This is a genomic window from Aliivibrio fischeri (genome assembly GCF_009727955.1).
Taxonomy (GTDB): Bacteria; Pseudomonadota; Gammaproteobacteria; order Enterobacterales; family Vibrionaceae; genus Aliivibrio; species Aliivibrio fischeri_A.
In genome coordinates this window covers 797,240-810,354 of sequence record NZ_WOBR01000004.1, presented here as the reverse complement: position 1 = coordinate 810,354, position 13,115 = coordinate 797,240, and the positions used below count along the sequence as shown (strand labels likewise).

Sequence of the window (13,115 nt, the reverse complement as noted above, 5' to 3'; positions counted from 1 at the left end):
AAGCGTAGTTTTGTATGCTTATTGAGCAACTAAACAATAAGAAATAAGAAAACCAATTACTTATAAGAAGTGGTTTGATATAGCTTTACGTTATAAAAGGACTTTTGAATGGTAAAATTAACTCTCATTTATGTGTTGTATGTCACGTAAATGTGACATCTTGCTGCGAGTGAATTCAAGATTTAAAGGAAACTGTGATGTGTGCCATATCAATTAATCACAATGATCTTGATATAAAAGCAATAACGTATACCATTCCTGTCAATTTTATTAATAACGAGTTGACCCATGTATTTACGAAAATCGCTAGTCGCTGCAGCCGTTGCAGCAAGCTCATTATTTTCTTTTTCTGCTGCTTCTGCACAACAAGCAGACTTAATGATCACTGACGCAACAGTACTGACAATGAACGCTGCAAAAGACGTTTATGAAAATGGTGTTGTCGTGATTAAAGGCAATAAAATTTTAGCGGTAGGTACAGAAGAACTTGCTAAAAAATACTCAGCGAAAACCACATTAGATGTGGATGGTGATATTGTACTTCCAGGTTTAATTAACACTCATACGCATGCTTCAATGACGGTTTTCCGTTCATTAGGTGATGATGTTCCTGACCGTTTACACCGTTATATATTCCCTCTAGAAAAGAAATTAGTATCGCGAGACATGGTTCGTATCGGTGCTAATGTAGGTAATGTCGAAATGGTAAAAGGTGGGGTGACCACTTATGCTGACATGTACTATTTTGAAGATGAAGTTGCAAAAACAGTCGATAAGATTGGTATGCGTGCAATTTTAGGTGAGAGTGTTATTAAATTCCCTGTTGCTGATGCTGCAAATGCCGATGAGGGTATTCAATACGCTCTAAATTTTATCGAGGAATATAAAGATCACCCTCGTATTACACCAGCGTTTGCTCCTCATGCTCCATATACAAATACTACTGAAACATTACAAAAAATTGCCAAGTTATCATTAGAGCTAGATGTTCCTGTTATGATTCATTTAGCAGAATCTCATCGTGAAGAGGAAGTGATTGCTGAGCGTTCAAATGGGATGTCTCCAGTTGAGTATATGCACAGCATTGGAGCGCTTAATAAGAACCTGATTGGCGCTCATATGATCTTAATTGATGACAAAGATATTGAGTTAGTAAAAGAAGCGGATATGGGTGTTGCTCACAATATGAGTGCAAACATTAAGTCTGCGAAAGGGGTATCACCAGCACTGAAAATGTACGATGAAGACGTGCGCATTGGTTTAGGTACAGACGGCCCAATGTCAGGTAACACACTAAGCATTATTGATGAGTTTAACCAAGTAGCGAAAGTTCATAAACTGGTGAATAAAGATCGTGCAGCAATGCCACCGTTAAAAGTCATTGATATGGCGACAATGGGTGCAGCAAAAGCATTACATATGGAAGATAAGATAGGCTCGTTAGAAGTTGGGAAATTAGCGGATATCATTGTGGTAGATACCAAAGCACCAAATATGTTACCAGTTTACAACCCATATTCAGCGTTAGTTTACTCTGCTAACTCAGGGAATGTTCGCCATACAATTGTGGATGGTGAAATTCTGATGAAAGATCGTGAACTATTAACGGTTAATGAAGATGAAATCCGTAAAGAACTGATTGAATTTACAAAGGTTGTTCGTAAAACTGTTATCGATAGTGGTGAAGTTGTTCAATAATCTTTAATAAGAAAATGTTTGTTTAAAGCCAGTTGTTATTCAACTGGCTTTTTTGCTATTTGCGTAATGAAGTCTAAGATCAATATATACCAATCATGTAATAGGTGCTGATATGGGACGATTGATAATTATTCTTTTTGTGCTTTTTTCCTCTTTATGCAAGCCTATTCATGCCGCTTTGATTGATACCTACATAGAGTATTATCAAGAACAACTTTTTTACCCTGAAATAACCCAGCACCTTTATAGCGATGATACTTTAAAGTGGAAGTCTCCATTAGCAAGAAAATACCTTGAGAATCAACTCGCACTTTTGGCATTAGCCCAATTAAATGACTCTGTCACTGCTCGTTACTATCAATTACAAGGAATGGATGGTGTTGAGTACGATATTTTAGCAACCGATACATTAATTTATCTCAGAACCTATCAATCCAGTGTTTCAGCAAAAGGGAAGAAATGGTTTTTTGGTGGGCGAATAGAAGCATCATTACCTAAACCACAATCTGAAACAATCAAAGGAATAACAAAAGCAATTGAAGAACGTGATTTAGTGAGTTTTACTCATGCTTTGCGACCTAGCTCTGATCAATATGAGGAGCTCTATCAGCGTCTATTTCATTATTATCAACCCTATGAAGACAGTGAAAGTGTATTCATTAAAGAACGCTTGATTAGACCAAACCAACTCACTGATGTGAACGCCATTATTTATCGTTTACAAGTTTCTGGTGAAATTAATCATCAGGAAGCAGACATGTTATTAAGGCAAAGTAATGATCATTATGATTCATCCTTGGTTTTAATTATTAAAGAATTTCAGAAAAGGCATGGTTTAAAACAAGATGGGATAATCGGCCCTAAAACCTTACATTGGCTCAATATGACAGCGAAAGAGCGTGTACGTATCATGGCATTAAATATTCAGCGTTTGCGCTTATGGGAGAATAAGAACTCGCATTTCGTATTGGTGAATATTCCGTCTTACGAGATGGCTTATTGGCAAGAAGGAGAGTTGGTGTTTACGAGTAAAGTCATTGTTGGTAAACCTGAAAGGCGAACACCTATTTTCACTACTAGGTTAAATGCAATTGTGTTTAATCCTGAATGGAAAGTACCAACAAAAATAATGCGAGAAGATATTTTACCAAAGGCATTAAGTAATAAAGATTTTTTACAATCACAAAATTTCGAGATTATTCCTACATGGCTAAGTAAAGAGGTTATCTCTATTGACGATATTGATTGGGAGCAGGTGAATGTAGAGACTTTTCCTTATAAGTTAAAGCAGAGATCAGGTAACACCAATGCACTAGGACGATATAAATTTAATACACCTAATCGAAATGCCATTTACCTGCATGATACGCCATCTCGTTCACTATTTAGTAAGCAGCATAGAGCATACAGTTCAGGGTGCATTCGGGTTGAAAAGGCCTCGGAGTTTGCCCAATTGCTTATGAAAGAATCTCATTTTTCGACTCAAGATTATATGGATTATCATGAGTTACCAGAGACAAGCAAAGTTGCGTTGGATCAGCAGATATCCGTTTATACCATATATCAAACTTCCTGGGTTGGAGAAGATAACCAAGTGCAGTTTAGAAATGACATATACAAATACGATGAGTGGAGTAAAAGTCGAAATTGATAAAAATTAGGTGTTTGGATAGTGATAAAAAATCATTTACTGTTCAATAAGTAAGCTAAATTGGGTTCATAAGGCAGATAAAATTAACTGTTTATTATTTGACCAATCGATAATTGGTGTGTATCTTTGCGCTCAGTTATTGATTGATCTATTTATAAGTGAGTCCTTTACTGCATGTCTGAATTTAGTCCATTACGCCGTAAGATCCTTCTTGGTGGCGCAGCTACTGCTGGTTTAAGTTTATTTCCTTCATTCTCTTTTGCTTCACAATTTGCAGAGACGCCTCGTAAGTTAGCTTTGAGCAATTTACACACAGGTGAAGAATTAAAAACAGAATATTTCAATGGACGACAATATCAAAGTGCGGAACTTCATAAGTTAAATCATTTATGCCGAGATTTCCGTCGTAACGAAAGTATTGAGATGGATAAACGTCTATTTGATCAGTTATCAGCGATTCAAAATGTGATTGGTTGTGATACACAAGTTCAAATTATTTCAGGATATCGCTCACCAGCTACAAATGAAATGTTACGTGGTAAGTCTCACGGTGGTGTAGCGAAAAAAAGCTTACATATGCTTGGTAAAGCAATGGATTTTCGTTTAGAAGGTGTACCATTAACTGAGGTAAGAAAAGCCGCATTATCATTAAAAGCAGGTGGAGTCGGTTATTACCCAGGAAGTAATTTTGTTCATATCGATACGGGTAGAGTACGTTTTTGGTAACGAATACTTATTGAAAAAAATGGCGACCAATACGGTCGCCATTTTTGTATTAATTACTTGCTAATTAGGTTATCTCAATTGAGATAATATTAATTAGAAGTTAGCCGAACGTGGAGTACGTGGGAACGGGATAACGTCACGAACGTTGCCCATACCAGTTACGTAAGATACTAGACGCTCAAAGCCAAGACCGAAACCAGCATGAGGAACTGTGCCGTAACGACGTAAATCGCGGTACCAGCTCATGTGCTCAGGGTCGATGCCCATTTCAATCATACGAGCATCAAGAACGTCTAAACGCTCTTCACGTTGAGAACCACCGATGATTTCACCAATGCCTGGTGCAAGAACATCCATTGCAGCAACAGTCTTACCATCGTCATTTTGACGCATGTAGAATGCTTTGATGTCTTTCGGGTAGTTTTTAACGATAACTGGCGCTTTGAAGTGTTCTTCAGCAAGGTAACGCTCATGTTCAGAAGACATATCGATGCCCCACTCAACATCAAACTCAAAGTCACGACCAGAATCTTTAAGGATTTGGATAGCGTCAGTGTAGTCTACTTGTGCGAAATCAGAGCTTACGAATTGCTCTAGACGAGTGATTGCTTGTTTGTCGATGCGAGAAGCAAAGAACTCAAGGTCATCACGACGCTCAGCAAGAACGGCTTCGAATACATACTTAAGCATGTCTTCAGCTAGCTTAGCTACGTCATCAAGAGTAGCGAAAGCAACTTCAGGCTCAACCATCCAGAATTCAGCTAGGTGGCGGCTTGTGTGTGAGTTTTCAGCACGGAAAGTAGGACCGAATGTGTAAACTTTGCTTAATGCACAAGCGTAAGTTTCCGCATTAAGTTGACCTGATACTGTTAGGAATGTTTCTTTACCAAAGAAATCTTTGTCGTAATCAACATTGCCTTTGTCATCCATAGGAAGATTCGCGTGATCTAACGTAGAAACACGGAACATTTCACCAGCACCTTCTGCATCAGATGCAGTGATCAGTGGAGCAGACATCCAGAAGTAGCCTTGCTCGTGGTAGAAACGGTGAATTGCTTGAGATAGACAGTTACGAACACGTGCAACCGCACCGATCACGTTAGTACGTGGGCGAAGGTGTGCAACTTCACGTAAATATTCAATTGAGTGACGAGTCTTAGCCATTGGGTAAGTATCAGCGTCTTCAACCCAACCTACAACTTTAACTTCAGTTGCAGCAAGCTCAAAATCTTGGCCTTTAGCAGGAGAAGCAACGATAGTACCAGTCACTTCAACAGAACAACCTGTTGTTAGTTTAAGAACTTCGTCGTTGTAATTATTTAAGTCATTAGGAACCACGGCCTGAATCGGGTCGAAACAAGAACCGTCATAAACAGCTAGGAAAGAAATACCAGCTTTAGAATCGCGACGTGAACGGATCCAGCCGCGAACAGTTACTTCACTGTCAACCGCTAGTTTACCGCTTAATACGTCTGTTACAGGCGCGTAAGTCATGTTAAATACATTCTCCATTGTTGTGCCACATGCACGAATATTTTTATTTCAAGAGTGACATATTACCTTTCTTATAGCTCGCATCAAGTGTTGTTACGCTATAAAGATAAAAATTCAGGATAAGAATCAATTTTCGTCCTAAATTCGTCGAAAAAAACATCAATATGGCTAGGTAGTATATACTTAAGTGCCACGAGTCTTGTCGTTTAGTAGGGAAGTAGAGTACTATCCCTGCTTCATAATATAGGTAATAGAGATTTTAACTAATGACAACTGAACTATATAAAGACTTCATGTTTGAAGCAGCACACCATTTACCACATGTACTAGAAGGTCATAAATGTGGTCGTCTTCATGGTCACTCTTTTTTAGTTCGTTTGTATGTTGAAGGTGAAGTTGATCCACATACAGGTTGGGTTGTTGATTTTGCTGAAATTAAAGCAGCGTTTAAACCAACGTATGATCGTCTTGACCATTACTACCTGAACGACATTAAAGGGTTAGAAAACCCAACAAGTGAAGTATTAGCTAAGTGGATTTGGAATGAAGTAAAACCAAACTTACCACTGTTAAGCAAAATCGAAATTAAAGAAACCTGTACAGCAGGTTGTACTTACCGTGGTGAGTAATTTCAGTTTGAATTAATGTGTTTATGAAGGTGCTTGTTTGAAGCGCCTTTTTTTATGACTGACGTATACGGGCGGTAATAGAAACCAGAGCGTGATCGGTACTGAATTGGTCAATATCGAATCTTGGATTTACAATGTGTTTATCTGTCACCGTATAGTCAATGATTTCCAAAATATTGCCAGAAAATGAGCTATCAAACTCATTAGAAAGCAGTATGTAATCTAAAACAGATCCTTTCGCTCCGTGATAATGGGTGTGAGCACGCTTTTCTAATAAATCAGTGCCTTTTAATTCGCTATAAATATCCCAACTGTCTTTTAATTGAAATAGAGCTAAATAGTCAGAGCTAAACTTATCAAATCGCAACTCATGAGAGAGTAAGCCTTTGAACTCATCGTGAAACAAGGGCTTATTAAAATCGCCCATGACGACGACAGCTTGGCTTGTTTTTTTGCGTTGCTGAATAATATGGTTATGTAGAATATTCGCTTCCAACCCTCGTTGAACGGTAGACAGCCAAGATCCTAATTGTTCATCATGGAGTTGATTGAGGGAGGAAAGATTCTCTTCATCTATCTCGTTATTAACTTCAGGCTCTTTTGGGCGTTGAGATTTAAAATGCACCACATAGCAATCTGTTATACCCAAGTGAGGTAGTTCGATACTGGCATGAACGGGAATACGATTAAATTCAAACTCAATGCCAAATCGCTCAAGTTGTTCTTTTTCTGCAATAACGGGTTGAGCACTCAAAATAGGGTAGCGTGAAGCGAAAGCCACAATAGGCGAGTTAAAGACATAGCCATCTTCAGATTTTGGTTCATCTACCGTACAAAAATACGCGTACCCCAGCTCATTGACTAGTGCTTCTAGTGCGTTGGGACTAAATACTTCCTGAAAGCCAATTACATCAGAGTTTAATTCGGTAATTTTATCTCTAAACCAGCCTTGTTTTTTCAACCATTCATCTTGAGTCAGTATGTTTTCAAAATCGTAGAATGCATTAGGCGGCTCAACAAAGTTGAACATATTGATGGTGGTAAAGGTGAGGCTTTCTGGTGATGACAAAATACAAGGCTCTTTATTTTTATGATGAATATGAAGTGGATATACCTTCAGTGTAAAGGGGTTAGTCCACTCTTGCCAGTGAATAGTTTGATTTTAAAAGCTTATAAAAGTACATAGTTTGTCTTTCAAATGGTATAACTGAGTCATAGTATTCTTCATCTAGCGAACAAGTTGATATATATGCGTATTTTACATACTTCTGATTGGCATTTAGGTCAAAATTTCTTCACAAAAAGTCGTCGTAATGAACATCAACAATTCATTACCTGGTTACTTGAGCAAGTACAAGAAAATGCCATTAATGCCGTCATTATTGCAGGGGATGTGTTTGATACAGGGGCGCCTCCAAGCTATGCCCGTGAAATGTATAACCAATTTGTGGTGGAGATGAACAAAGTAAATTGTGAGTTGATTGTGCTTGGTGGAAACCATGACTCAGTTTCAACGTTAAATGAATCTAAACAATTATTGGCTCATTTGAACGCACGAGTGATTGCCAATACCAATGATGATTTGTCCACTCAATTATTAACGCTTCCAGACAATGATGGGGGCGTGGGCGCTATTTTATGTGCGGTTCCATTTATTCGCCCGCGTGACGTTGTCACTAGTGTGGCAGGCTCAACGGGTGTAGAAAAGCAACAAGCACTCGGTGAAGCGATTAAACAGCATTATCACCAGCTGTATCAGAAAGCGCTAGAGCTACGAAAAGAATTAAATGTGGAAGCGCCTATTATTGCAACCGGTCATTTAACCGCGCTAGGGGCAAAACAATCGGATTCGGTTCGAGATATTTATATCGGTACACTTGATGGTTTTGCTGCGGATGGTTTCCCGCCGGCGGATTACATCGCATTAGGCCATATACACCGTCCTCAACTTGTCGCTAAATCTGAGCATATTCGCTATTCGGGTTCGCCAATCCCATTAAGTTTTGATGAATTAAAATCTCAAAAACAAGTGGTGATGGTTGAGTTTGATAAGCAAGATGTCACTCAAATTACGCCAATTAATGTGCCTATGTTTCAACAAATGAAGGCGTTAAAGGGCGATTTGGAAACCATCGAAAAAGAATTAGCCCAATTTAAAGAGTGTGAAGAAACAACTTGGTTATGTATTGAAGTGGAAGTGCAAGATTATCTTTCCGATCTACAACAACGCATTCAAACATTAACTCAAGATTTGAATGTAGAAGTGTTGCAATTGCGTCGTGCAAGAAATCGCAGTGAACAAACTTTAGCACAAGAAAAAACAGAAACCTTAGCTGAGTTAACGCCTTTTGATGTTTTTACTAAACGTATAGAACAAGAGACGTTTGAGACAGAGAAAGAGCAGCAACGAGCTGAAAGAATGACAGTGAAATTCAAACAAATTCTGTCAGAAGTAGAACATAAAGATACGGATCCACAAGAAGGTGATGCATGAGAATTTTAAGTCTAAGTTTTTCAAATTTAAACTCATTAAAAGGTGAGTGGAAAATTGATTTCTCAGCATCTCCTTTTGTAGAAAACGGGTTGTTTGCGATTACTGGCCCAACAGGAGCGGGTAAAACGACGATTTTAGATGCGATTTGTTTAGCGCTTTATCATAAAACCCCTCGTCTTGGTGGTATTTCAACATCAAGCAATGAAATCATGACACGTGGGACTGCGGAATGTTCTGCAGAAGTGGAATTTGAAGTGAAAGGCAAAGCGTATCGTGCATTTTGGAGTCAGCGTCGCTCACGTGGCAAAGTGGATGGCAATTTACAAGCCGCTACCGTAGAGCTTGCAGAGGTGGACTCTGAAAAAGTATTAGCAACTCAAGTTAAAAAGAAAGATGAGCTAATTAATACCATTACAGGCTTAGATTTTTCTCGTTTTACAAAATCCATGATGCTTTCTCAAGGGCAATTTGCTGCGTTTTTAAATGCCGATGCCAATGATCGTGCTGGGTTATTGGAAGAGTTAACCGGTACAGAGATCTACGGTCAGATCTCAGAAAAAGTGCATGAGCATTACACCGCATCAAAACAGAAATTGGCAGAACTTAAGGCAAAAGCTGAAGGGGTTGAGCTGCTTTCTGAAGAAGATAAACAAGCGTTAATTGACGAGCAAACCGAACTGCAAGCTAACCAAAAACAGCAACAAGCGCAGTTAGTTGAATGGCAGGCGCATGTTGAGTGGTGGAACGCAGAGGTTAAAAACCAGCAGCAATATCAACAAGCGATTGAACATCATCAATTAGCATTGGATAAAGAAAAACAAGCGAGCGAGCAATTACATCGTTTAGCACAAAGTGAACCCGCTGAAAAACTGCGTGCGCCTTATCAACTGTGGCAAGAAGCACAAGAGCGCTTTGATGAAGTGGTTAAAGAATTGAGCTTAACCGAGGTATCTCATCAACAAAAAACAAGTGATAAATTGACGCTTGAGTCTCATGTTATACAGCTAAAACAAGTGTTTGATGGCGTTAAGGTTGAGAATAAAGCATTAGAAGCCTTAATCAATGATTCGATACAACCGCTTGATACGACAATAAGTCAATTAACTCAACAGTCGCAGGAAAAACAGCAGAACATTACCCATCTGACGACACGTTATGAAGAGGGGCATAAAAAGCAACAACACTTAACGGTGACGTTATCTGATGTGACTGCAAAATTGGTTCAGTTGGCGAGTTATGTTGAGAAGCACCAATCCGATGTGCAACTTGAACGTTATTTAGGTCAATGGAAGAAACAAGTTAGTCATATTTTACAGCAAGATAAAGAAGTGAGTGCGTTAAATAGCAAAGTGACATCAGCTAAGACCACACTAGACGCTTTACTTGCGGGTATGACGAAAAAAGAGACGGAACTACACCAAGCTCAAGTTGTTGTTAATACTGAAGTGGATGCGTTAAAAGCTGCGGAACTTGCACTACAGCAATCACAAGAAAAAGGCACAGAAGCACAACTGGCAGAGCAAGTCGCAGCACTAACTCATCGTCATCAATATCGTGTTGAATTGACTCATACAAACAATGAGTATTTGCGAGCAATAAAAGAGCTGCAAACCTTAGAGATTGTGCAGAAAACGCAATCTGAAGAGATTCAAACGTTGGAAGCGCAGCGTGCCGAATTAGGTTCGCAGTTTAAGCTACTAGAACAACAAGTAATCGATTTAACCACATTAATTGAGCAAGAAGGCGAACTAGCAAAATATCGTGCTGAATTAATGAAAGATCAGGATTGCCCACTATGTGGTTCAACACATCATCCATTGTTGGAGCAATCTCAATCTCTTGATCTTAATGCCACTATGCAGCGTAAAAAAGAGGCTGAACAAAAACGTGCAGAGATTGTTGAACAGGGCAAATCGGTACGTGAGCAATTGGATTCACTTAAAGTAAAACAAGAACATTGCCAATCTCAGTGCGTGCAGTTTCAAAATATTGTTAAATCGACTCAGCAGCAGTGGTCTATCTTGTTAGAGGCTACTCAATTAGCATTAAGTTTGGGTGACACAGATACGATTAATCAATCGATTGCTGAATGCGAGGCTTTGTTAACGGCACTTAATGAACAAGTCAAAAAAGTACGCCAAGCGGATGAAAAATACCGAGCGCAGCAAAACCAATTACAACAAGCTCAACATCGCCTTGATACGGTCACTGCTGGATTAGAGTATGATCGTAAATCACATCAAGTAGCGGCACAGTTACAGCTTGATGATTCGGTTAAATTAGAGCAACTGCAACAACATGATGCTGAGTTGAAACAGCAATTGGTTGCTGAAATTGAGCAAACCGGATTTAACGCCCCTAAATTGGCAGAAATAGAATCGTGGTTTACGCAAAAAGAGCAAGATTTACAGCGTATTCAGCAACAGATTTCGGAGCAACAAAGGTTTATTCAGCAACAACAAAAGCTGCAGAGTGAGCATGGTCATTTATCAGAGCAATTGAGTGAGTTAACTAACCAATTAAAAACAACTCAAGCGGAGAACGTATTACTGATTTCAGATCTAGAACAACAAAAAGCAAAACGTGTTGAGCTGTTTGGTATGCAAGAAGTCAAAGTCGCACGTTCTGAAATGGTTGAGAAACTGGGTGATTCTGAGCAACGCTATCAGGTTGAGCAACAAAAGCTGCAAATTCGAGTACAAGAACTTGCAGTTATAGAAGGTAAGTTGACGAGCTTAAAACAAAGTCATGTTAATAATGACAAGCTAATAGCAGAGCGAAGTGGTGTATGGAAAGAAGCATTATTGCATAGTCCATTTGAAACACTAGAGCTGTTCCAAGCAGCCTTGATTTCAGAAGAAGAACGCCAACAGTTACTTGATCTGAAAACAGAAATACAACAAGCGATTGAACGAACAAGTGCGTTGTTAGATAGCGCAAAACACACGAAGGAACAGCATTATCAAATGCCAAAAGCGACAGAGTGGCAATTAATGCCAAAAGACACCGTTGAGAGTGAATTGGCTCAAGTGAAGTCGTTATCTGAAAGCTTGGTGAAACGTGAAGGTGAGATTGCTCAAGCCTTACGTTCGGATGATGAACGTAAAACCAACCAAAAGACCTTGTTTGAAGCAATAGAAGCGTATCAGTCTGAATACGATGATATTCAATACCTGCATTCATTAATTGGTTCGCAAAAAGGGGATAAATTCCGTAAGTTTGCTCAAGGGTTAACGTTAGAGAACCTCGTTTATTTAGCCAATAAGCAGCTAACGCGTTTGCATGGTCGTTATGAGCTTAAGCGTAAAGCCAGTGATGGATTAGAACTGCAAGTATTGGATACATGGCAGGGTGATGTGGTTCGTGACACCAAAACCTTATCGGGTGGTGAAAGTTTCTTAGTCAGTTTGGCGTTAGCGTTAGCGCTTTCTGATCTTGTTAGTCACAAAACGAGTATTGATTCGCTGTTCTTAGATGAAGGTTTTGGTACGCTAGATAGTGAAACGCTAGATATGGCGCTTGATGCGTTAGACAATCTCAATGCATCTGGAAAAATGATCGGTGTAATTAGCCATATTGAAGCGATGAAAGAACGTATTCCAGTTCAAATAAAAGTCACCAAACGTAGCGGATTAGGCGTGAGTGAGCTAGAAAAACAATATAAAAAAGTCAGTTAATTTTGCAAATAGAGCAGTAAAAGGAATTTTTAATGGGTAAAACAAAACGTGAAGTAACGTTACGCTTTTTAGCTGAACCGGGCGATGTGAACTTTGGTGGTAAAGTTCATGGCGGAGCAGTAATGAAATGGATCGATTTAGCGGCATACGCATCAGCTGCTGGGTGGAGTGGGAAGTACTGTATTACCGCATATGCCGGTGGTATTCGTTTTGTAGAGCCTATTTTTGTAGGGAATCTTGTCGAAGTCACCGGTAAAGTCATTTATACCGGAAAATCATCTATGCACATTGCCATTGATGTGCAAGCTAGTGATCCTAAAGAGCAGAATAACCGTTTAACGACGCACTGCATTGTTATCATGGTGGCAGTTGATGGGAACGGTAAACCTACATCGGTGCCTGAATGGATACCAGAGACAGACGAAGACATTAAATTAAGAGATTCTGCTATTAAGTTAATGAATATGCGTAAAGAGATTGGCGAAGAGATGGAAGCTCACGTTCAATATTTAAAATAAAAGAGGATATCAATGCCATTAATTATTTGATCATTATTATTGGTATTGATAACGATGTTTTGCTCTAGCCTCAAATTTTATGTATAGATTTGGGGCTTTTTTCTGTTCATATTAATTGTCATGACAAAGTCATAAAATATTTGCAAAAGTTATAGGTTGGCAAATTTTTATATTCTTGCAGCTGGGTTAACCTTTTTTATACCCATTTATGAGTATTTATCTCATTTT

The 13,115-nt window shown here is 39.0% G+C and carries 9 protein-coding genes; 7 read left to right on the top strand and 2 right to left on the bottom strand.

The features are described 5' to 3' along the window. Positions 1–288 precede the first annotated feature (288 nt). From GNP81_RS07065 to mepK, 3 genes are all read left to right on the top strand, one after another. Entirely contained in the window at positions 289–1,698 is a 1,410-nt protein-coding gene (locus GNP81_RS07065; protein ID WP_155673533.1) for an amidohydrolase, read from the top strand. A gap of 112 nt (positions 1,699–1,810) precedes the next feature. Continuing rightward, positions 1,811–3,349: a L,D-transpeptidase family protein gene (locus GNP81_RS07060; protein ID WP_155673534.1), complete on the top strand. Its 1,539-nt coding sequence runs from the start codon at positions 1,811–1,813 to the stop codon at positions 3,347–3,349. A gap of 174 nt (positions 3,350–3,523) precedes the next feature. Further along, on the top strand, positions 3,524–4,075 hold the full coding sequence (gene mepK / locus GNP81_RS07055) for a peptidoglycan L,D-endopeptidase MepK (protein WP_146861404.1): 552 nt from the start codon (positions 3,524–3,526) through the stop codon (positions 4,073–4,075). Positions 4,076–4,168: 93 nt separating this feature from the next. On the opposite strand, the gene asnS is transcribed toward mepK, so the two are convergent. Next, positions 4,169–5,569: an asparagine--tRNA ligase gene (gene asnS / locus GNP81_RS07050; RefSeq protein ID WP_054775909.1), complete on the bottom strand. Its 1,401-nt coding sequence runs from the start codon at positions 5,567–5,569 to the stop codon at positions 4,169–4,171. A gap of 266 nt (positions 5,570–5,835) precedes the next feature. Between asnS and queD the strand changes: the two genes are divergently transcribed. Continuing rightward, complete coding sequence (gene queD, locus GNP81_RS07045; protein ID WP_155673535.1) at positions 5,836–6,198, top strand: 6-carboxytetrahydropterin synthase QueD; 363 nt, start codon at positions 5,836–5,838, stop codon at positions 6,196–6,198. A 52-nt stretch (positions 6,199–6,250) separates the two neighbouring features. Here the strand turns inward: queD and GNP81_RS07040 are convergent, their stop codons facing one another. Beyond that, positions 6,251–7,267, bottom strand: a complete 1,017-nt coding sequence (locus GNP81_RS07040; protein WP_196582700.1) for an endonuclease/exonuclease/phosphatase family protein — start codon at positions 7,265–7,267, stop codon at positions 6,251–6,253. A gap of 180 nt (positions 7,268–7,447) precedes the next feature. On the opposite strand from GNP81_RS07040, the gene sbcD reads away from it, so the two are divergent. The 3 genes from sbcD to GNP81_RS07025 are packed head-to-tail and all read left to right on the top strand — an operon-like array spanning position 7,448 to position 12,887. After that, complete coding sequence (gene sbcD / locus GNP81_RS07035; protein ID WP_155673536.1) at positions 7,448–8,692, top strand: exonuclease subunit SbcD; 1,245 nt, start codon at positions 7,448–7,450, stop codon at positions 8,690–8,692. After that, a complete protein-coding gene (locus GNP81_RS07030; RefSeq protein WP_155673537.1) occupies positions 8,689–12,369 on the top strand; it encodes an SbcC/MukB-like Walker B domain-containing protein in 3,681 nt (1,226 codons plus the stop codon). The genes sbcD and GNP81_RS07030 overlap by 4 nt, the downstream gene beginning before the upstream one ends. A 32-nt stretch (positions 12,370–12,401) precedes the next feature. Further along, complete coding sequence (locus tag GNP81_RS07025; protein WP_155672999.1) at positions 12,402–12,887, top strand: acyl-CoA thioesterase; 486 nt, start codon at positions 12,402–12,404, stop codon at positions 12,885–12,887. Positions 12,888–13,115 lie beyond the last annotated feature (228 nt).